Annotated in this window: 22 protein-coding genes and 1 pseudogene; 8 read left to right on the top strand and 15 right to left on the bottom strand. The window is 65.1% G+C overall.

The window, feature by feature from the left end:
* Positions 1-79: 79 nt before the first annotated feature.
* From L3K22_RS11290 to L3K22_RS11265, 6 genes and pseudogenes are all read right to left on the bottom strand, one after another.
* A pseudogene (locus L3K22_RS11290) lies at positions 80-532 on the bottom strand (hypothetical protein); the annotation flags it as partial.
* Between the two features lie 6 nt (positions 533-538).
* Positions 539-937: a hypothetical protein gene (locus tag L3K22_RS11285; protein ID WP_135446911.1), complete on the bottom strand. Its 399-nt coding sequence runs from the start codon at positions 935-937 to the stop codon at positions 539-541.
* A complete protein-coding gene (locus tag L3K22_RS11280; protein WP_182495686.1) occupies positions 934-1695 on the bottom strand; it encodes a DUF2637 domain-containing protein in 762 nt (253 codons plus the stop codon). Before L3K22_RS11280 ends, L3K22_RS11285 begins: the two co-directional genes overlap by 4 nt.
* On the bottom strand, positions 1695-2669 hold the full coding sequence (locus L3K22_RS11275; protein ID WP_135446913.1) for a bifunctional DNA primase/polymerase: 975 nt from the start codon (positions 2667-2669) through the stop codon (positions 1695-1697). Before L3K22_RS11275 ends, L3K22_RS11280 begins: the two co-directional genes overlap by 1 nt.
* On the bottom strand, positions 2666-3781 hold the full coding sequence (locus L3K22_RS11270) for an ArdC-like ssDNA-binding domain-containing protein (protein ID WP_135446915.1): 1116 nt from the start codon (positions 3779-3781) through the stop codon (positions 2666-2668). The genes L3K22_RS11275 and L3K22_RS11270 overlap by 4 nt, the downstream gene beginning before the upstream one ends.
* A 234-nt stretch (positions 3782-4015) precedes the next feature.
* Positions 4016-4924 (bottom strand): helix-turn-helix domain-containing protein, encoded by a 909-nt coding sequence (locus L3K22_RS11265; RefSeq protein WP_135446917.1) that lies wholly within the window; start codon positions 4922-4924, stop codon positions 4016-4018.
* A gap of 597 nt (positions 4925-5521) precedes the next feature.
* Here L3K22_RS11265 and L3K22_RS11260 point away from each other — a divergent pair.
* From L3K22_RS11260 to mshC, 4 genes are all read left to right on the top strand, one after another.
* Positions 5522-6220, top strand: a complete 699-nt coding sequence (locus tag L3K22_RS11260) for an RraA family protein (protein WP_135446919.1) — start codon at positions 5522-5524, stop codon at positions 6218-6220.
* Positions 6217-6840, top strand: a complete 624-nt coding sequence (locus tag L3K22_RS11255) for a DUF1003 domain-containing protein (protein ID WP_135446921.1) — start codon at positions 6217-6219, stop codon at positions 6838-6840. The genes L3K22_RS11260 and L3K22_RS11255 overlap by 4 nt, the downstream gene beginning before the upstream one ends.
* A 39-nt stretch (positions 6841-6879) precedes the next feature.
* Positions 6880-7503, top strand: a complete 624-nt coding sequence (locus L3K22_RS11250; protein WP_200489067.1) for a TetR/AcrR family transcriptional regulator — start codon at positions 6880-6882, stop codon at positions 7501-7503.
* A 492-nt stretch (positions 7504-7995) separates the two neighbouring features.
* A complete protein-coding gene (gene mshC, locus L3K22_RS11245) occupies positions 7996-9234 on the top strand; it encodes a cysteine--1-D-myo-inosityl 2-amino-2-deoxy-alpha-D-glucopyranoside ligase (RefSeq protein ID WP_135446923.1) in 1239 nt (412 codons plus the stop codon).
* A 47-nt stretch (positions 9235-9281) separates the two neighbouring features.
* Here mshC and cysS read toward each other — a convergent pair whose 3' ends face one another.
* The 8 genes from cysS to L3K22_RS11210 all read right to left on the bottom strand — a co-directional run bounded on the left by cysS (position 9282) and on the right by L3K22_RS11210 (position 14687).
* Entirely contained in the window at positions 9282-10682 is a 1401-nt protein-coding gene (cysS, locus tag L3K22_RS11240) for a cysteine--tRNA ligase (RefSeq protein ID WP_135446925.1), read from the bottom strand.
* A 49-nt stretch (positions 10683-10731) separates the two neighbouring features.
* A complete protein-coding gene (locus tag L3K22_RS16745; RefSeq protein ID WP_220477203.1) occupies positions 10732-10989 on the bottom strand; it encodes a DUF6510 family protein in 258 nt (85 codons plus the stop codon).
* Positions 10986-11717 (bottom strand): FAD-binding oxidoreductase, encoded by a 732-nt coding sequence (locus L3K22_RS11235; protein ID WP_241548411.1) that lies wholly within the window; start codon positions 11715-11717, stop codon positions 10986-10988. The genes L3K22_RS16745 and L3K22_RS11235 overlap by 4 nt, the downstream gene beginning before the upstream one ends.
* Positions 11717-12310 (bottom strand): molybdopterin-dependent oxidoreductase, encoded by a 594-nt coding sequence (locus L3K22_RS11230; protein WP_135446929.1) that lies wholly within the window; start codon positions 12308-12310, stop codon positions 11717-11719. Before L3K22_RS11230 ends, L3K22_RS11235 begins: the two co-directional genes overlap by 1 nt.
* Positions 12301-12702, bottom strand: coding sequence for an antibiotic biosynthesis monooxygenase family protein (locus L3K22_RS11225; protein ID WP_167854061.1), 402 nt, complete (start codon positions 12700-12702; stop codon positions 12301-12303). The genes L3K22_RS11230 and L3K22_RS11225 overlap by 10 nt, the downstream gene beginning before the upstream one ends.
* 179 nt (positions 12703-12881) lie before the next feature.
* Entirely contained in the window at positions 12882-13733 is an 852-nt protein-coding gene (locus L3K22_RS11220; protein WP_135446931.1) for an RNA polymerase sigma factor, read from the bottom strand.
* Positions 13730-14242: a carboxymuconolactone decarboxylase family protein gene (locus tag L3K22_RS11215; protein WP_135446933.1), complete on the bottom strand. Its 513-nt coding sequence runs from the start codon at positions 14240-14242 to the stop codon at positions 13730-13732. The genes L3K22_RS11220 and L3K22_RS11215 overlap by 4 nt, the downstream gene beginning before the upstream one ends.
* Complete coding sequence (locus tag L3K22_RS11210; protein ID WP_135446935.1) at positions 14235-14687, bottom strand: GNAT family N-acetyltransferase; 453 nt, start codon at positions 14685-14687, stop codon at positions 14235-14237. Before L3K22_RS11210 ends, L3K22_RS11215 begins: the two co-directional genes overlap by 8 nt.
* Before the next feature lie 234 nt (positions 14688-14921).
* On the opposite strand from L3K22_RS11210, the gene msrB reads away from it, so the two are divergent.
* The 4 genes from msrB (at position 14922) to L3K22_RS11190 (ending at position 17448) form a co-directional block, all read left to right on the top strand.
* Positions 14922-15398 (top strand): peptide-methionine (R)-S-oxide reductase MsrB, encoded by a 477-nt coding sequence (msrB, locus tag L3K22_RS11205; RefSeq protein WP_241548410.1) that lies wholly within the window; start codon positions 14922-14924, stop codon positions 15396-15398.
* Entirely contained in the window at positions 15395-15955 is a 561-nt protein-coding gene (msrA, locus tag L3K22_RS11200) for a peptide-methionine (S)-S-oxide reductase MsrA (protein WP_135446938.1), read from the top strand. Before msrB ends, msrA begins: the two co-directional genes overlap by 4 nt.
* Before the next feature lie 233 nt (positions 15956-16188).
* Positions 16189-16830 carry a TetR/AcrR family transcriptional regulator gene (locus L3K22_RS11195; RefSeq protein ID WP_182495685.1) on the top strand — a complete coding sequence of 214 codons (642 nt, stop codon included), beginning with the start codon at positions 16189-16191 and terminating at the stop codon, positions 16828-16830.
* A gap of 249 nt (positions 16831-17079) precedes the next feature.
* A complete protein-coding gene (locus L3K22_RS11190) occupies positions 17080-17448 on the top strand; it encodes a thioredoxin family protein (RefSeq protein ID WP_135446940.1) in 369 nt (122 codons plus the stop codon).
* A 482-nt stretch (positions 17449-17930) separates the two neighbouring features.
* Here the strand turns inward: L3K22_RS11190 and L3K22_RS11185 are convergent, their stop codons facing one another.
* On the bottom strand, positions 17931-19103 hold the full coding sequence (locus L3K22_RS11185) for a restriction endonuclease (RefSeq protein WP_200489064.1): 1173 nt from the start codon (positions 19101-19103) through the stop codon (positions 17931-17933).
* Between the last annotated feature and the right edge of the window lie 142 nt (positions 19104-19245).

Raw genomic sequence — 19245 nt, 5'->3', positions numbered from 1 at the left:
TGGGGATCGATCTTCTTCGGCATGCTGTCCATCCTCTCGGACTCAAACAGCAGCGGCATCAAACCTGGGCCGATTCAGTCTCGGTGTCTACGGCACTGGGGTCGGTGACGTGGAAGGCCGGGTCATAGTCCATCAAGGCGTTGTCGCGATCGCCGAACCGCTCCGGGTCATGGAACGCGGACACGTGGGGGCGGCGGGCCTGGTGGACCGAGCAGAGCAGTCCTTGGGCGCGTTCCTCGAAGATGCAGGTGATCCGCACCCCGTGAGTGACCATCGCCCACGGATCGTCCGCGCGCCGGGTGGAGGCGTACTGCATCGCGTCGAACGCCGCCGACGCGGCTTCCCAAGGGTCCAGGCCGTGCTTGCGCGCTAATGGGGTGTACTTCTGCGCGGCGTAGGCCATCAGCTCCCGCGCCACGGGGTCGGAGGTCCATGCTCCCTCGCCTGCCTCGTGCAGTCGAGTCAGCAGGGTGCGCAAGCCCTCACCGGTGGTGAAGTCTGCCTCGTCGTGGTGGTCGGTTGTGGTGGTCATGGTCGGTCACCTGTTCATCCCGACACCCGAGCGCACCGGAGACTCGTGAGTAGCACCGCTGCGGCCGAAGGCGGACAGCGGCGGCAACCGGCGCGCCCGGTCGGCGAGGTCGTGCATCCGGTTCGCGATCGGGGCGCGGGCGCGGCGGGCCAGCTCTGCCTCGAAGTCGATACCCCGCCCCGACAGCGACGCGGAGTGCCGAGCGATCAAATCGGTGGGTCGCACCCACTCCACACCCCGCGCCCGCCTTCTGGCGATGGGCGTGCCCAGGTCGCCGTCGCGGCGGACGTGGGCGGCCTCCACCGCATCCGGCGTGCCGGTCTTCTCGACCGGCTCCGACTGCTCATGCCGCCGGTCGGGTGTCTCGTGCTGCTTCTCGTGCTGATCGTGCGGGTTCCCGTTCATCGGGTCGCCTCCTCACCATCGGTCATCTCAGGGGTGCTCGTGTCAGGAAGGTGCGCACGGGCGAACCAGCGGCCGACCGTGGACGGATGCACACCGAGTTCGCGGGCGATCCGCTTGTTCGACCACCCCGCGCCCCGCAGGTCCGCCGCCCGGTCCCTGCGCTCCAGTGCCGGTGCGGACGTAGACGTGTCGGGCACGTTCCTGCCCGCCCGATGGGCTGGCTCGCCCGCGGTGCGCGGCGTGGTCAGCTCTCGCGGCTGTGACGTTGACGGTGCGTCGAGGACCGCGGGGGACGAGGCCGTGGGGTCGGAGACCGCGGCCTCGGGACCGGCGGTGCCGGGTGCGGGACGGGTGAGAATGACGGTCAGGTGGGTGATCGCCAGCAGCACCACCGGCGGCACCGCCGCCACGCTGGCGGCCAGCACGCCGGGCACGTCGGCATCGGCGGCGACCACAGCGTGGATCGCGTTGGCGGCCACCGAGACCGCGGCGCCGCCGATCAGCAGCGCCCACGGATACCACGCCGTCTTCTGCCCAGCGAGAGCAACGACGGCGACGGTGGCGACGACGATGATGCCGTCCACGATCAGCGGCCACGCCCACGCCTGCCCCGCACCCACCCCGGACCTGGCGGCCAGGTCCACCAGTGCGGTGAAGGAGAGCCAGAACGCGCCGGCGGCGATGAACACCGTCCCGGACACCGCCGTCACCACCGCCCACCGGCGACCCGCTGCCCTGCTCGCGATCGGGGTGGTCATCACAACCCCCACACCCTTGATGACTCGGTTGACGGGCGAGCGGGATCACGGTTGAACCAGCCGTCCGCGGCCAGCGGCGACGAACCCCGCACCGGTGACGACCCATCGCGCGCGCCACGCCGGGCAGGTGCGGGGTGGACGGTGCGGTAGGCGGAACGGACCGTGGTGACGATCTCGCGCTCGGCGAGCCCAGCGTGACTGGCGGCCGCGGTCAGCACATCCAGCGCATCCGAGGCGGGGAGCCCGTTCTCCGCGAGGCGGCACGCGGCCCAGAACAGGCCACGGTTCCGCTCACCTTCACCACGGGCGGCGACCCACGCCGCCAACCGGGACACGTCCACATCGGCGTCCCGATCCACACCGCCAGACGCAGGACGGCTCGGTGTGGGGTGGGGGTCGAGGAAGTCCCGCAGCCGCTGCGCGTCTAGGACGCGGGCGGGGCCGGTGTTGACCTGCTCGACCTGGTACCCGCTTGTGGTGCCCTCGATGGAGCAGGTCGAGGGCGGGACGATGATGTAGCCGCCGTCGCCGCGGAAGTCGATCCCCGCGCGAGCCGCCTGCCACGACCGCTGCTCCGAGCCGGGCGTGGCCGGGTAGTAGGCGTGCATCCCGCCGGTGGGCGTGCGCACCAGCAGCTCCCACCCGTGCACCAGCCCGGCGCGGTGGGCACGGTCGAAGCTGGCGCGACCATCGACCGGGCCGTGCACATCGACATCCACCACGACCGCGCCCGAGGCGGCGCCGGTCGGGACGCCGATGTTCGCCCCCGGCGACTGCCGCCACCACGCCTCAATCTGATCCAGGTTGGTGGTGGCGTCGTGGAAGCCGTGCTCGGTCGCCGGCCGCTTCCCATACGAGGTGCATGGGAAGACCGGCACGCCCGCAGCCGCGAACTCGCGCGCGGCTGCCGACAGCGGCCATGACCCGTTCATCCGAAGCAGGACCGAGGAGACGGCGCCGTGCTCGGCCATCACAGCCCCCGCGCCTCGAACGCCGGCACCGGTACGGAGCGTGCACCTGGTTCAGGCAACGACGCCACCCGCCGCGGCGAAGTCGGCTCGGCTGCCGGTCGCGCATGTACGGCTACCTCGCGGTGGGCCGTGTCCCGCTCCAAGCCAGGTGGAGTGCCGTCACCGACCTGCGCGGTGTCGAGTCGGTCCAGGATCGCCAGGGCGGTCTTGCGGACCCGCTCCCCGGTGGCCTTGACCACCTCCACCGGCTCCTTGCCATCCACCCGAGCGGCCCAGGTGGAGACGTACGGGATCGTGTAACCGGAGGTGTCCATCCCGTGGGCGGCGCCGACCATCAAAGCGACGGACTCGGCCTCGACCTCACCGATCCCGCGATGCTGCCGCGCCTCCTCCTGGTCGGGACCGTGGAGCAGGACATGGCCGAGTTCATGAGCGAGGGTCTTGACCTGCGCGGCGGGGTCCATGTCCTCCCGCACCGCGACCGTGTTCGCGGAGTAGTCGGTCATCCCGTTCGCACCGTCGATCATCCCCGCATGCGGCACCCGCAGCACCGCGAACCCGGCCGCCTCCACCTGCTCAGAGAGGCCGTCCCACAACCCCGCGGGCGCCTCGCCTTCCAGCAAGTTTGGTGCTGGGGGCTCGGGGATCGGGTCACCAGAGGTCTGCGAGGCGTCCCACACATAGGCCGGGCGGACGCCCACCATCTTGGAGCGCACCACCTCACCGGCACGCGGCTTCTCACCCTTCCCAAGACGCCGCCAAGACTCCGCATCCGCAGGGTTCGCCGAGGCAAACCGGCCCGTCACGGGAGCGAGAATCTGATAGCCGGGCTGGCCCTTCTCCACCTGCCGGCCGAGTGTCTGCCACTGCTTGTAGCCGGCCACATACGACGGGAACGGCCCCGGAACCCGACCCTGCTCGTAGGCACCCTGATGTTGGTCCCAGATCAGCAGGGTGTTTGAGAACGATCTGGCCCTGAACTGTGCCGCGAATGCGAGCGCGCGCGACCAGTCCTCACCGGAGACGAGGTGTTCGACCGCCCCGGTCAGGCGCTTGTGCAGCTCATCGAGCTTCGCCTCCCGCGCCGCCTGCGCTCGCTCTCGTGTCGTCGCCATCGGCGTGTCCTCCCGATACTCTGAGCACCCGGCCGACCAGGCCCGGTGACCATTAGGTACGCCGCGAAAACCAGCAACGACAGACGGACAACGAAACAGGCGATGTGACCGTCAGGTACGGCGGTCAACCCGACGAGTCCCCACCGGACTACCAGCACTTGACGCCTTCCGTACCGGGAGGCGGGAAGGCTGCGGTGATCCGTATCGTCGATGCCGCGATCTGTACCTTCAGGATCAGGCGGCAGCTCTCTTCCGGATCATCATCCGATAGCGAGTTGGTGTCACACCTACGGCGTGACGAAACATCCGTGCAGCATGGCCGCGACTGCACCACCCCACTTCGCGCATCGCTGCCTCAATCGGCAGGTCTGTCTCGCGCAGCAGCCGAGCCAGATGCTCGGCTCGTACGGTCGTGAGGTACGTCATGGGGGTCTTGCCGTAAGCGTCCACGAAGATCCGCCCGAGCTGCGAGGGCGATAGATTTATTGCGGCCGCGAGTCGACCAAGTGTCCAGTCGTCGGCCGGCGCGTCGCGAAGCAGGTGGAGCGCTTCGCGAGCCTCGTCCCGTAGAGGCGTGAACCGCCGGTGGCGTGGCGTACCAGGGCGACCCGTCCTCCGCAGGTTCGAAGTCCGTCGCACCGGCGACGTCTTCACGTATGGGCTTACGATATCGAGCACGCCAAAGAGCAGCGCCTGCATCCGATAGAAACTCTCGGTGCACGGCCCATCGACACTGAGCGCGACCAACTCGTCCAGGAGTGGTGTAAATATCCGAGCGCGGTCCTCTCCAAGGCGGAGTATCTGGGCCGACTCGGAGTAGAGCTCGTCGGTGAAGTCATGCGCCTCGAACCGGTCTGCAAGCAGCTCGGCATGCTGCCAGAAGATCTGGTCGACGACGTAGTCTTGGTCCAGGCAGAGCGTGGTGACGGTGACTAGATCCTCAGGTTCGCTTCCGCACAGGGTGTTGGCGCCCAGGGCCACGACGTCACCGGCGCATACTGGCCTCTCGCCGAACTCGCTGAGTACGATCGCGGACCCTGCGCGGACGAAGATCAGCTTGACGCAGTCATGCGCCACGGGCGCGATAGGCACACGGATGCTGCGAGTACGAGCGACGATCGGTTGAAAGCGCACTGAAGGCATACACGCCCGCTACTGCCGACCCGCGCCAGGTATGGACTGGGTCATGACGTGCGCCCCTCTCATCGCGAACGCTGGTGGGGCGCCCCGAGGTCTATGGACATCGACGTCCGGCCGACCTCTAGGCGGGTGTGAGTCGCGAGGCCCTACCCCAGCGTGTTGCGGCGCGCAGCCCTCTGGCCGAGAGGTCGCACAGTGGTGAGGTCGGGCAGTCATGGTCGGCGTTCTTGGTCCTCTCGCACGGCGGCAAGGCGCTCGCATCCCCGCCCCGAGGGCTTGATCTGGCTTCCGCCGCAGCGGTGCTGACTCGCGGCGCGTGTAAAAATGTAGCAGATAGTACAATCTACTACCACGGATTGGTCCGCGTCGACCGCGTCGGTGTCAGCCTCGGGCGAAGGGAACGTGACTGTCCCGAACCGCTGCAGGTGGACACTCCGTGGTCAAGAGTGCTGTTCACGCGTATTGGGACGTGTCCTGACCTCCGCCGTGAACACGTCCGGCGGTATTGCAGGCTTCGAGACCCCGGAGTCCCTGGGTGCATCAGCGCACCAGTATTTCGTACTTGACAGTACATAAAAGGCTCTGGCATCGTGATGTCCTGTGAGTGGAGAACCTCGTGCGACCAACCGCGCAAGCGCCAAGGACCGGCGGGCGCAGGCCGAGCAGATCGGTTGTGCCGACATAGTCGATGCGTTGGGTCGTCGCCACCGCCACGGCGCGCACATCCTGGGGCTGGAGAGCCCCACCCCCGGCAGGGTCCTCTTCGGACCAGCCGTGACGATCGCCTTCTTCCCCAGTTGCGCTGCAAGCGTCGACCCCGCAGTGCACGATTTCCGATCGCTGTTCCGTGAGGCAGTTGGGGACGACTCTGAGGGAAAAGTTCTTGTGCTCGCGACCAATGGCCATCCAGGCGTCTCGGTAGGCGGTGGAACGAAGCTGGGTCGCGTGCACCACTACGGGCTCGACGGAGTGCTGACAGATGGCCGACTCCGGGACTTCACTGAGCTCCGAACGTACGGGTTCACCTCGTACTGCGCTGGTGAGGCGGTGGAGGCTGGCGGTGCGCTGATCACTCCACACCGGGCGAATGTTCCCGTGGTGCTGCGCGGTGTCGGCGTCATGCCGGGCGACTATGTTTTCGCCGACGGGTCGGGTGCGGTCATCATCCCCGCTGCAGAGATCGACGAGATCCTGCTCGGTGCCATAGCGGTCAAGCAGGAGGACGCGCACTTCCGCGAGCAGATCGCGCAGGAACGCGCCAGTGCCGGGGAGAGCACCCGGGGAGAGCGAGAGCGATGACCAAGCCGGAGCGCGACGAGCAAACAGAGCAGTCACCAGAGTCTGGAAAGGGAAGTGGCGCCGGTTTGCACCGCGCTTCTCGACACCATTCCGAGCCCGAGATGGACGGCCACTTCAGCGACATCGTAGGCCGCGAGATGTTCGCTTGCCCGCACTGCGGGCACCAACTCAGCATGTTCAGAGAAGCGCGGTCGAGCCCTGGAGACAAGGCCGCTGCCTGGGTGGCGAGCGTCGCGGGCTCATGGCCGTTCCTGCTGATCCTGGTGGTGGCGATTCTCGCGTGGTTTGTCGTGAACACCATCTTGCCGCTCTTCTATCCCCACCCGACGGCCATGCTGGACTATCTAGGAACGGCTCTGGCGATCGTCGCTGCTCTGCAGGGACCGCTGATTCTGCTCACTCAGCGACGGGAGTCCGACCGGGACCGTGCGCGAGACATCGAGACGTTCCACATCTCTCAGAACACCGAAGCCGATCTGCACTCGATCAGTCATGCCATCAACTCGGTTCTTGAGCAGTGGGAACGCGACCGGTCGTCAGGTGCCGTTGACGCACCGGGAGGTAGCGGTGCGCCTGAGAAACCACGGACGGGAGCGACTCGATCGCAGGACTCATCGTGACCCCCGAGGCTGGCGGCTCCAGTCCAGATTGGGGGCACGGTGAGTGAGAAGAAGCCGCGACGGCTGACCGCCAAGGGCGAGGCCACCCGTCTGCGTATCGTCGCGGCAGCCGCCGATCTCATGTACACGCAGGGCGTTGAGGCCACCAGCGTTGACGATGTCATAGAGGCCAGCGGAACGGGCAAGTCTCAGGTTTACCACTACTTCTCGGACAAGACCGAGTTGGTTGAGGCAGTCGTGAGGGCCCAGATTGAACGGGTGCTTGGCGAGCAGGCACCATTCCTCGACGACCTGCGCACGATGCGCGGCTTCGAGCGTTGGCGGGATGCGATCGTGGTAGGAGTGCGTGGTTGGCGAGGTGCTCACGGCTGTCCGATGGGGTCGCTGGCGGGCGAGATCGCTGGCCGGTGTGAAACTGCGCGTGAGAATCTCCAACGAGGATTCAGCGTCTGGCAGCACTGGTTCCGTCTCGGACTGGAGCGCATGCAGGACTCAGGCGAGCTACGGCCGGACGCAGACCCTGAAGAGCTAGCCGTCGGTCTGATGGCCGCTGTCCAAGGCGGGTACCTCCTCGTCAAGACCACACGGGACGAGCGCAGCATGGCGATCGCGCTCGACATGGCTCTCGATTCCATCCGCGTCGCGCTGAGCGCCGCAGAGTGAACTGCGGGGGAGGGCACATGCCTTCTGAAGCACGAGTTCCAGAGCTCGCGCGCGATTCCACGAGCCATGCCATGGTGAGGAGTTGTGCCCCCGACTCTCACAGTTCGAGCTCTATCCACTCGATGCCTCCCGAGCATGATGGTGCGAGTCAGGCCACAGCCAGCTTGCAGGCAATGGTCGATCGGGTTCCTGAAGGCTGGACCGTCGTCGCATACGAAGGTCGCTCATACGGATTGACCCGTACCACGCGAGTGCATGGCCAGAGCATCAGCATCTCGGCCGAGGAGCTAGGAGGGGACGACCTGATCAGCGCCAACGTGTACCGCACTCGCAAAGCAGAGCACCTACGGCCCTGTGAGGTATCCGAAGCCAAGGTGCTGGCATTCCTGCGCGGATGGACGCCCGCATGAGCCCTCGCGACACTCTGTCAGCAGGATCAGGAATCCACGCCGAATCCTCTGGTGTGGCTTCATCGACTACGAGGACCACGACATGTTGGCATGGCCCCGTCTAGAGATTCCACGCTTGGATGTACACGGGCCCGCAGTCTCGGTCTATGACACTGAGAACCGATCCTTGGTGACGTTGCCGCCGAATGACGCCGCGCGGATGTACGTCTGCGGCATCACACCCTACGACTCCACTCATCTCGGCCATGCGGCAACCTACGTCGGCTTTGACCTACTCAACCGCGCCCTTCGAAACGCCGGGCACGATGTCATCTATGTTCAGAACGTCACCGACATCGATGACCCGCTGCTGGAACGCGCCCACGCGCGAGGCATTCCCTGGAGTGATCTCGCACAACGCGAGACCGAGCGATTCCGACAGGACATGACAGCCTTACGCGTCCTGCCACCCGCACACTTCGTCGGAGTCTCCGAGGCCGTCACCAAGATCATCTCTCGCATCGAGATGTTGAAGGAGCGCGGCTCTATCTACCGAGTGGGAACCGACCTCTACTTCGAGGTGTCTGCCGACCCATCCTTCGGCCGCGTATCGTCACTCGACCGCGATGTGATGTTGAAGGACTTCGCCGAGCGTGGCGGTGACCCCGATCGGAGAGGCAAGCGCGACCCGCTCGACTGCCTGGTTTGGCGCGGCGAGCGGCAAGGGGAGCCGTCCTGGCCCAGTCCGTGGGGGCCGGGACGACCCGGTTGGCACATCGGATGCACCACAATCGCCCAGGAACATCTGGGATCATCCTTCGACGTACAGGGCGGAGGACGAGACCTGGCATTCCCGCACCACGAGATGTCCGCAGGACTCGGTCATGTCATTCATCCACAGCATCGGTTCGCGCAGACCTTCGTCCATGCCGGGATGGTTGCGTACGACGGCGAGAAGATGTCGAAGTCGCGCGGAAACCTGGTCTTCGTCTCCTCTCTGCGAAAGCAAGGAGTGGACCCTGCGGCCATCCGCCTCGCCCTCATGCGGCACCACTATCGATCAAGCTGGGAGTGGACAGACGCCGAAATCTCGGCCGCACTCGACACATTGAAGCAGTGGCGTCGTGCCCTGGCTCTCGGTAGCGGGGCGCCGGCAGCACCGGTCGAGCAGGCCGTGCTCTCGGCACTAGCCGCCGACCTTGACGCTCCGGCCGCAGTCACCATTTTGCAGGAGTGGGTTGACGCCTCGCTTGGTACCGACACAGTGGCAGACAAGCGAGACAGCTCTGCCCCTATGACGGTTCGACGTCTGGCGGACGCCTCACTCGGTCTCTTGCTCTGATCGGATCACCCCGGAACGGAAGTATTCGACCATCGTGCACGAGTTGGCTACGCCTGCGTCCAGGTGGTGCCTGAGGTGTGGTCCTGGATGGCGATCCCAGCGCTAGCCAGTTCGTTCCGGATGCGGTCGGCGGTGGAGAAATCTCCTGCGTCCCGCGCATGAGAGCGATTCGCGAGTAGAACCTCGACGAGGGTAGAGATCGTGCTGCCATGAACGTCGGCTCGCGGGGCGGTCGTGAAGCCGCCGGGCTCGATCCCTAACACTTCGGTCATCGCGAGCACCGATTCGTACGTAGACATGGCGGCAGCTGGATCGCCGTTATCCAGAGCGATGTTGCCCGCGCGCACGTGGTCGTGCAGGACTGCGAGCGCCGCTGGGACATTCAGGTCGTCGTCGAGCGCGGCCGCGAAGGCAATGGGCGGCGTCGGGGCGTCGGATGCTGTGTTCGCGAGTCGTGTGCGTGCTCGGTGCTGGAACGTCGCGATTCTCGTGACTGCAGCCTCGGTGTGCGTGAGATCCTTCTCCTGATAGTCCAAGGCACTGCGGTAGTGCGCGCTGAGCAGGTAGTAACGCAGCGTCGCCGGGCCGACACGGCGGAGGAGTTCATCGGCATACAGAGAGTTGTTCAGCGACTTGGCCATCTTCTGCCCGTCGATCGTGACGAGGCCGTTGTGTATCCAGTACTTGGCGAACTCGTCGCCTGCTGCGGTGGACTGGGCAAGCTCGTTCTCATGGTGCGGGAATCGCAGGTCGAGGCCGCCTCCGTGGATGTCGAACGCACGTCCGAGGTAGTGCTGGGACATCGCTGAGCACTGTATGTGCCATCCCGGCCTGCCGGTTCCCCACGGTGAGCGCCAACGCGCGGATTCTGGGTCGCTGGGCTTGGCTCCCTTCCAAAGCGCGAAGTCGCGGGGATCGATCTTTGCCCCGCCAGGCCCTTTATCAGGGTCCGCTACGGCGCCGGGGGTCTGCCTGGTGAGCTTGCCGTATGCCCGCCAGCTGCTGACATCGAAGTAGACGTCGCCGGAGCCGTCGCTGGCGACGTAGGCGTGTCCGCGGCGAAGGAGTCGTTCGATCAGGGTCAGTGCCTGCGGGATGTGACCGGAAGTTCGGGGCTCATGGGTTGGCGGGAGAACACCCAGCGCGGCGTACGAGCGCGCGAACTCCGTCTCGACACGGTAGGCGCGTGCCCACCATGGTTCAGTCTCGGTTGCCAGGTCCAGAACCTTGTCGTCGACGTCGGTGACGTTGCGAACGAGGGTGACCGCGTAGCCGCGGTGGGTGAGCCAGCGTCGCCAGAGATCGTAGACGAGGGCGCTACGAAGGTGCCCGATGTGAGGCGCGGACTGCACGGTTGGCCCGCACACATAGATTGAGACTCGTCCTGGGTTCAGCGGGACGAAGTTGCGTAGCTTCCGGACAGCACTGTCGTAGATGCGAAGCATCAGTCCGCAGCCCCCTGCCTGGTAGAAGCCGCGATCGCGGCGAGCGGACCAGTCATAGGTGGGGCACCCTGATGTAGTCCAGGCCCGAGAGGTTCACTAGCGTCTCTCGGAAACCGCGGACGATGACGCCCAGCACCGCCTGACAATGGCCGCACCGCATGACTGCACCCATGGCTGTGATGAAGACATGCGCGCAAGCGAGGTTGAAAGAGCTGCCGCAGCTCCGGCACCTACCGACCGTCACAGTGATCTCGATACCGAGAGTAGTCGCGAAGGCACCTGCGAGGGCGTTTCCGTCGACGTGCGTCATGGACTGCCTCCGAATCGTTCCGTACGAATCTGTGCGGGGTCGTGACCGAGTTCGACAAGCCAACCCGCGACGGCCTCGACGAACGGCGTTGGTCCGCAGACGAAGATGCGTGGCGACAACGATGCGGGAAAGGTCGACGCGGCGAGCGCCTCGCGCGTCAATCGTCTAGGTGGCCGGCCCGCTCCGGGCGCTGATTCGCGCGTGTGGACAATCTCGACGATGGTTCGTGAGAGTTCTGCCAGTTCGTCAGCGAAGAACTCATCGCGCGGACTGCGGACCGAGTACAGCAGCCGAAAGTCAGCGCCTTTCGGCTCACGTTCACGTGCTGAGGCCATTGAGAACAACGGCACAACCCCCGATCCGCCTGCGATGAGCTGAACCGGTGACTGCTCGGGCTCAGCGGGGATCCAGACGAAGAAGCGTCCGAGCGGTCCTTGTACTTCGACTTCTTCACCTTCTGCGAGTTGGCGCACGAGAAAGGGCGACACCTCGCCCCCGGGCAGCTCCTGGATCACCAGTACAACCCGTGTCGACTCACCCGAGGACGCCAGCGAGTAAGACCGGGACGCCTGGTACCCGTCCGGTGCCGTGAGCCGGATGTCGAGATGAGCTCCGGCGACGTTTCCAGGCCAGGTCGGAACATCCAGCTCAAGGCGGATGGCCGCCTCGGTCTCAAACTGCCGACTGAGCACCCGCCCGAGGTGCCACCGGACTCGGCTAGGAGTCATCACCAGTAGCGTTCCTCTCGCCATGGGTCGCCACGGAGGTGGTAGCCGTTCTGTTCCCAGAACCCCGGGTCGTCCGAGGGCATCATTTCCATTCCTCGAACCCACTTCGCGCTCTTCCAGAAGTAGAGGTGGGGCACGAGGAGCCGGGCCGGACCTCCGTGCTCGGGAGTAAGGGGTTCGCCCTCCGCCTCGGTGGCTAGCCATGCCTGCCCATCGAGGAGGTCTTCGAGTGGGAGGTTGGTGGTGTATCCGCCGTAGCTACGGACCATCACGTAGTCGTAACTGGTCTCGACATCCTCGAACAGCCGGTCCATGGGCACGCCACGCCAAGCCATGTCCAGTTTCGACCAGTGGGTGACGCAGTGGATATCGGTGACGACGTCTTCGACGCCTACCTCCTGAAGCTCACCCCAGTTCCACCGGTGCGTGACCTCGTCTTCGGTCGTGATCGTGAAGCTCCATCGGCCCTCGTCGACATTGGGCGTGGGTCCCGTCGAGAGCACCGGCCAGTCGTAGACGTGGGTCTGCCCAGGAGGCAGTCGCGGGTCGCTGGAGCCATGCCGTCCTCCGAACCCGCCGTTGATCACTCCCATGACTGCCCCTCCTGCGGGAACTCGCTACTGTGGCCTGCGCGAACGGTCGGCGTCGCTGACGAGGGAGCGATGCTGGGTAGGTGTTCCGGACGAACATCGCTCTTGACATGGCGTTCGACGACTTCGCGGACTGCGACGTCGTAACTCGTGAACACGTACCGCTTGCCCGACGCCTTGGCGATCCTGTGGTCGGGGTTTTCGCCCCATTCTTCAAGGCTCTGCAGGTCGTCGAACTCGACGACCAGTGCCGACTCCCCGTCCTCAGCGGTGAACATCTTGTGCTCGATGTGGTTAGGACTCTGTTGGATGAGGATGTGCATCTGGTTGTAGAGCCGGTCGTGTTCGGCCCGCTGCTCGGGCGCGACGTAGCACCGGAAGACGGCGAGGGTCATTGTGAAACCTCCCGTTTCTTGGTGTCGATGGTCTTGAGCCACTGCCGGCAGTTCGTCGCCGGAGTGTCCTGGCAGAGAGCCGACCGAGCGGCGTGGCCACCGGCGCGTGATCCGCTGGACATAGGTGCCAGTCACCACGCCAGTGCCCTCGATACGGCGGCTGGATCGGCAGGACGCAGTCACGCTCTGACAGCCATGTACTCGTTGACGACGCCGCGGAGGTGTATCCGAGCGCGATGCAGAGCGTCGACGGCATCGACCTTGTCGAGGCGAAGCACGTAGGCCGCGTCCGCCAGTGATACGTCATCGATGTCGACGAGTTGTACCAACTGGCCGAGCGGATCGGCCAAACGTGCGACGGCGCCGTCCACCACTCGATACAGATCGGTGGTGAACACCTCGTCGTCCGGGCTCAGGGTATTGGTCTGGCCCCAGCGGTTCGGTGCGTCAATGTGGCGTCCAGCATCGGGTCCAATGTCGTAGAAGTCGGGGTAGAAGAACTCCGCAGTATCAGCGTCGGGATCCAGCTCGGCGGTCTGGTTCTCGGCTCTTGTTCGATAGTCGTCGAGGCTCCGTACCGTTGGCTCAGGCTCAGCGAATGCTCGATCGGCTAGGTCCCGGGCGAGCGCCAGAGGGTCCAACCCCCTTGGGCTTTCCTCGAATGCTGAGAGCAGAGTCTCTTGGACCAGGTCTTCCGCAACGTGTGGGGCGAGACTCCGGGCGAGTCCAAAGAGGAGGCGAGTGATCTCACTGGGATCGCTGGGCCTCTCGGTCTCGCCGTCGACGATGTCGTGAAGTAGGAGCGAGACACTGTCGGGCAGATGGGGCAGATCATGCGGTTCGGCATCAGCCACGAGATCAGTGACGGTCTCGACCTGGTGCGTGAACAGCCGGCAGTCCGGGCATGCGTAGAGATGCTGCTGGGCTACCTCGGCGTCGGCTTCATCCAGAAGACCCATTCGGAACTGGGTGAGTTCCTCGGTGTACTCGGCGCATGACAGCTCGGTCGCGTTGACTGGTGCGTGGCTCATGGCGACTCCTTTGACGCCAGGCTCGGAGTGGCACCCTGAGCCAGCTTCAGGCGGGTCCACACGTTCATGTTGATGACGACCGCGGCGATCTCTGCGACTTCGCGCTCCGTGAAGTGAAGCCGCAGTTCTTCGTGCAGGGCCGGAATCTCCTCGTGACGGAACGAGGTGAGACCTTCGCAGTAGGCGAGCGCGGCTCTCTGCCTGGGCGAGTACATGGTGCTCTCACGCCACGACGCCAGGTGTGCGGCTTGTTCGGGCCGGATCCCGATCCTGGCCGCCACCTCGGCGTGGAGAATCAGGCAGTACGAGCAGGGGTTGAGCTGTGCGACGCGCAGACGGAGGAGCTGTAGCAGGACACGGTCTCCCGACAGCTCTGCGGCGTAGCCGAACTGCGTGGCCATGTCTTTGGCGAGTTCGTGGAACGGCGTGAGGTCTGGGTCGAAGCGAGTGTTCTCGAACCGGAGACTCCCGAGTACCGGCTTCGGGTTTTCGGTGCCGGGCTCAGACATCGCCCCGACCGTCCCGTCCAACGCCCGGAATGTCCACCATGGCGGCGTACTCGGGGTTGCGCTCGATGAAGGACCGGAACACGGGACACCTCACGGTCGCGCTCTTGCCCTCCGCGCGGATGCTGTCCAGCACCCTGCGGGTGAGTTCGGTCGCCAAGCCCTGTCCTCGGTAGTCCGGCAGGATCGAGGTCGCCAGCAGCGTCACTCTGCCGTTCTTCTCCGCGAACGGGACGGCTCCGAACTCGACACCATCCTTGATTGCGACGAAGGTGCTGGCCTGAGCATCCACCGCGATCGAGAACGACGAGCCGTTCTCGAGGTTCGTCGACCTGGCACCGGGCTCGTGATGCCGTTCGCCTGCGTCCGTGAAGGCGCCACCAGCCTGATTCTGGTCCTGTGAGTCCACAGTTTCTGTCACCTGACCCAGGTCCTCGGGTTCGTTCATGTCGCTTCCTCTCCGACCTCTGTCGCCGGAACTGCATCGCCGAAGAGTCTTGTTTCAGCCCTTGATAGCCTGGTTACATCGGTCTTGTCGGTCGTCGCGAGACCAGCCGCCCCGCCTCGGGGGCGACGCATCGTCTGGCCTCGACTCTACCGCAGGACATGTGGAATAGTTGGACCGCCGGGTCCGTTACAGCATGTGATGGCGCGGCCGCGTCACCTGCTAGGAGGAGCCAAAGTGACCACCAACGACTACCGCAAGACCCCTGAGTCGCTCAGCCGCCTGAGCGACGAGCAGCATCGGGTGACGCAACAGGACGGCACAGAGCCGGCCTATCGGAACGAGTACTGGGACAACCACGAGCCTGGCATCTACGTCGACATCGTCTCGGGTCAGCCGCTGTTCTCGTCCACCGACAAGTACGACAGCGGCACGGGATGGCCGAGTTTCACGGCGCCCATCGCCGCCGACGCTGTCGCGACCAAGGCGGATCGGACGCACGGCATGATCCGCACAGAGGTGCGCTCGGCGGGCGCCGACAGTCATCTCGGGCACCTGTTCCACGACGGACCCGCCGCCGGGGGCCAGAGGTACTGCATGAACTCGGCCGCGATGCGCTTCGTTCCTGCCTCCAAGCTCGTCGAGGAGGGCTACGGCCAATTCAGTGCACTGTTCGACACCGACCAGGACTCTACGAAGGGAGCCACCGCATGACCAGCGGGACCAACGACAGCGGGGAGATCACGCAAGTCTCGGGAGCGGAGACAGCCGTTCTGGCGGGCGGGTGCTTCTGGGGCATGCAGGACCTGATCCGCCGCCGGCCCGGCGTCCTCGAAACCCGCGTCGGGTACACGGGCGGGCAGAACGAACACCCGACCTACCGCGACCACCCAGGCCATGCGGAGGCGATCGAGGTCGTCTTCGACCCTTCGAGGACGAGCTATCGCGACATCCTGGCGCTGTTCTTCCAGATCCATGATCCCTCGACGTTGAATCGTCAGGGGAACGACCGGGGCACGAGTTACCGGTCCGCGATCTTCCCGGTCACGCCGGAGCAGGAGCGGATCGCCCACGACACGATCGCGGATGTCAACGCGTCGGGTCTGTGGCCGGGCAAGGCAGCCACCAGTATCGAGCCTGTCGGTCCGTTCTGGGAGGCGGAGCCCGAGCACCAGGACTACCTGGAGAAGTATCCGAACGGCTACACCTGCCACTTCCCCCGCGACGGCTGGGTGCTGCCTGAGCGGCGTTCGCCCAGCGTGGCGACGTAGCAAGGTTCTGCGGTTGGGCCCGGGCATCTGGGGTCGAGATCCACCTCTCCACTCCCGACGGGCCGCGACGGGAGTCGCCTGGGCAGCCTGGCCCAACCGTGAGAAGCCCTGGTCCTTGACGTACGGCATGAGGCTCTCGTCGACTGCTCGCGAGGGTGGTCCACATGGATGGTCGTTGGCATCTGAGTGCCGGCGAGAGCGCCCGACCAATCCGAGACGATTAGCCTTGGGGCATGACCGACAGCGCCAGCGGCCCCCGTCCGCGCCGCTTGACGGCTCGCGGCGCCGCAACGAAGGCACGGATTATCGAGGCGGCCGATCAGTTGATGTACGAGCGCGGCGTTGCCTCGACGACTCTGGCGGACGTCCGTGCGTCGAGTGGGACGTCGAAGTCGCAGCTCTATCAGCACTTCGCCGAGAAGGACGCACTGGTGAAGGAAGTCATTGAGGCACGCGCGGAGGCTCTGCTGTCGCAGCAACGTCGTCGCCTTACGAGGGTCGAGTCGCTGCGCGGACTCGAACTCTGGCGCGATGAGCTAGTTGAGCGCAATGGTCTCCGGAACGGCGCCTTTGGGTGCCCACTCGGAGCGCTGGCGAATGAGATCGCTGATCATGACGAAGACACACGAAAGGTCATTGCTGCTCATTTTGACGTCTGGCTCCAACTCTTGACCGACGCGATTGAAGAGTTGAAGAAGCGCGGCGTGCTAACCGCGAGCGCCGATGCGCACGCGTTGGCTACCGGGCTGCTGGCTGCTCTGCAGGGAGGGTATCTACTCGCCAAGACGGCCCGAGACGTCCGTCCCATGCGGGTGGTCCTCGACATGGCCATCGCACAGGTGCGTGCGTACTCGACGGAGAGTGGCTCTGTGTGACTGTGCCGCGGCTCGCTCGGCTGCTGTGAGCCTGAGCCTCGTCCGGGGTCGGTAGATTTTCTGGACTCTCAGGTCCTAGAATCGTTCACGACCCTACGCGCGGGGACGTACTGTATTGTCTCCGCTTGCCCCATGAAGCCAGCCATAGCTACTGCGGGAGTCATGCAGGTTGCGCAGCTCGGAGCGAGCAACCATCATATGGATGGACCCTTGGGTCCATTTAGGAGTCGCCGAGCGATTGGACGGAAGATGGCAACGGTTGATGTGACAGACAAGAACTTCCGCGAAGTGACCGAGCGGGATGGGATCGCGATCCTCGACTTCTGGGCCACCTGGTGCGGTGCGTGCAAGGCGTTTGCACCAGTCTACGAGGCAGCCTCTGAGAACCACCCGGATATCCTCTTCGGCAAGGTCGACACCGAGGCGGCGCACCAGTTGTCTGAGTCACTCGGAATCCGCGCGCTACCAACAATCGCGGTCTACCGCGACTCGATCAGGGTGTTCTTCCAGGCCGGGGCGCTCCCGAGGCCCGCGCTTGACGACCTGATCACGCAGGTACGGGCCCTCGATATGGTGCAAGTGCGAGCCGAGATCGAGAGCCATGCCCACGTCCACTAGTAGTTGCTGTGCGCTGGACGATCGAGTCTCAGGCGAGGTTTCGTCCAGCGGACTCCGGAGATGGGCAGGCCATGAAGAACGGCGATGTATTCCTGCCCTGAGGATATCCGCTACGCGGTGACCAGAGGGTCGCGAGGATCGCTCAAAGCAGACCTTCATATGGCAGGCAAGACCACGTATCCGGAGAACAGGGACCCGACCCGCAGACGGCGCCTGCCAGCAGGGGTGTGGTCGCGCATGGTGGCTCCGGCGGCTCGGTGACCCCGGACCCGAACTTCTCGTGGAGCCCTTCGCCGGGCTGGTCACTCGCCAGGTGCACGACCTTGCTCAACCGCCGCTGACGCCTCGCCGAACGACACAACGAGACGCACCCATTCCCGGCGATCAGGCCGCCGCCGATCCGTCTCTCGCTCAGCCCGCCATCGGAGTTGCCACGCGTCTTGCAGGTCGAGGTAGAGTGTCGCGAATCGCTCACGTCGGACTTACGAGCGGAGGCCGTAGCTCGCGATCAAGTCCGGTCGTTGCGACAACTGCGTTTCGAGGCGGCTATCTGCCCAAAGCTCGATGAACGGAAGTTTCCCATCGACGTTGTGCTTCTCGACGATCGCCACCGCGTCGGTGGTGAAGCGACCGCTCGTCGCGATCACCAAAGTCCGAACGACCGGCGGCTCCCAGAGCGACAGCGCCGCCAAGGTATTCGTGATGTCGGCAGGTGCGACAGATTTGGACGTCCAGTGCTTGGCCTGCACGATGACCCGCTCGGTTCGCGTCGTCCCGCCGTCGTCCCTTATGACGCGTTCAGCGGACAGATCGCGGCCCCGATCGGGCGCGCGCGTCTTCATCAACCACTCGACGTTCTGGTAACTGGGAAAGCCGCGTAAAAGGTCAAACAGCAGTCGCTCGAAGCCGTCGTCATCAAGAGCACCCCAATCGAGCCCGATGCTTGCACCACCTGCGGGTTTCGCGGAAGCAGCTACGCCGAGGTCGACCGCTGGCACCGGCAAAGGGTCGGATTCGGAGAGACTCGCGGCCTCAATGTCAGCCCGGACAGACGGCCAATCCATCTCGGCGATGTCGTGCCAATCGTGCCCCTGACTGAAACGGAGATGCCGGTGAAGATCGCCCCATCGTCCCTTTCGGTCAGTGGTGTCGCCGAGCAACCGCTCGATCTCGCTGATCGACTCCTCCACCGCCTTCGTTCTGAGATCGTCCACGCGATCGGACGAGTCCCGCGCAACGGAATCAGTGATCTGACCAAGGGTCGCGTTGATCGTCGACACGAGATCGTCGAGGCGCTCGTGAATCGCCCGGCGACGCGCTTGAGCAAGTTTGAATCTGTACTCGTCGAGCTGTTGGCCCGGCTTCTCCAACTCGTTCATGAGAGCGAAAGCAGGCTCGCCGATCTCGAAGTAATCGATGAAAGATTGCCCCGCCTCGTCGATGTCGGGCAGCTCCTCGGTGACTGTGAACCCGTCGATCGGGGGCAGCCCCGCGAGCAGCGGCGTCCACGCCCGACGCAGATCCTCATACTCCCGATTCGTACCCCGCTGAGGGCTCGACGGGATCATCGGCTCCGCGCGGTCCCAGATCGCTTGGAGCTTGGCAAGGTTTGCCGCGGCGCGATCCATCACCTGTAGCAACTCGTCGAGATTCACCCCACTAGTCTCCCAGCACCCGAATTCCGGAGATGTATGTCAGCGTCGACGTGTCGAACTGACGGAGCCAAGCAGTGGATGCCGGATGTCGCGGCCGGCCGCACCAGCGGGCATTTCCGGGGCGGAGGTCACGGGCGTCTGC

It is taken from the genome of Brachybacterium atlanticum, assembly GCF_025669985.1.
Lineage (GTDB): Bacteria > Actinomycetota > Actinomycetes > Actinomycetales > Dermabacteraceae > Brachybacterium > Brachybacterium conglomeratum.
This window is presented reverse-complemented; position numbering and strand designations above follow the sequence as displayed.

Excerpts from the sequence above, each read along its gene's own strand:
- L3K22_RS11285 (WP_135446911.1), bottom strand. The coding sequence starts at position 937 with ATGAACGGGAACCCGCACGATCAGCACGAGAAGCAGCACGAGACACCC.
- L3K22_RS11280 (WP_182495686.1), bottom strand. The coding sequence starts at position 1,695 with ATGACCACCCCGATCGCGAGCAGGGCAGCGGGTCGCCGGTGGGCGGTG.
- L3K22_RS11270 (WP_135446915.1), bottom strand. The coding sequence starts at position 3,781 with ATGGCGACGACACGAGAGCGAGCGCAGGCGGCGCGGGAGGCGAAGCTC.
- L3K22_RS11265 (WP_135446917.1), bottom strand. The coding sequence starts at position 4,924 with ATGCCTTCAGTGCGCTTTCAACCGATCGTCGCTCGTACTCGCAGCATC.
- L3K22_RS11255 (WP_135446921.1), top strand. The coding sequence starts at position 6,217 with ATGACCAAGCCGGAGCGCGACGAGCAAACAGAGCAGTCACCAGAGTCT.
- mshC (WP_135446923.1), top strand. The coding sequence starts at position 7,996 with ATGTTGGCATGGCCCCGTCTAGAGATTCCACGCTTGGATGTACACGGG.
- L3K22_RS16745 (WP_220477203.1), bottom strand. The coding sequence starts at position 10,989 with ATGACGCACGTCGACGGAAACGCCCTCGCAGGTGCCTTCGCGACTACT.
- L3K22_RS11235 (WP_241548411.1), bottom strand. The coding sequence starts at position 11,717 with ATGACTCCTAGCCGAGTCCGGTGGCACCTCGGGCGGGTGCTCAGTCGG.
- L3K22_RS11230 (WP_135446929.1), bottom strand. The coding sequence starts at position 12,310 with ATGGGAGTGATCAACGGCGGGTTCGGAGGACGGCATGGCTCCAGCGAC.
- L3K22_RS11225 (WP_167854061.1), bottom strand. The coding sequence starts at position 12,702 with ATGACCCTCGCCGTCTTCCGGTGCTACGTCGCGCCCGAGCAGCGGGCC.
- L3K22_RS11220 (WP_135446931.1), bottom strand. The coding sequence starts at position 13,733 with ATGAGCCACGCACCAGTCAACGCGACCGAGCTGTCATGCGCCGAGTAC.
- L3K22_RS11215 (WP_135446933.1), bottom strand. The coding sequence starts at position 14,242 with ATGTCTGAGCCCGGCACCGAAAACCCGAAGCCGGTACTCGGGAGTCTC.
- L3K22_RS11210 (WP_135446935.1), bottom strand. The coding sequence starts at position 14,687 with ATGAACGAACCCGAGGACCTGGGTCAGGTGACAGAAACTGTGGACTCA.
- msrA (WP_135446938.1), top strand. The coding sequence starts at position 15,395 with ATGACCAGCGGGACCAACGACAGCGGGGAGATCACGCAAGTCTCGGGA.
- L3K22_RS11195 (WP_182495685.1), top strand. The coding sequence starts at position 16,189 with ATGACCGACAGCGCCAGCGGCCCCCGTCCGCGCCGCTTGACGGCTCGC.
- L3K22_RS11190 (WP_135446940.1), top strand. The coding sequence starts at position 17,080 with ATGGCAACGGTTGATGTGACAGACAAGAACTTCCGCGAAGTGACCGAG.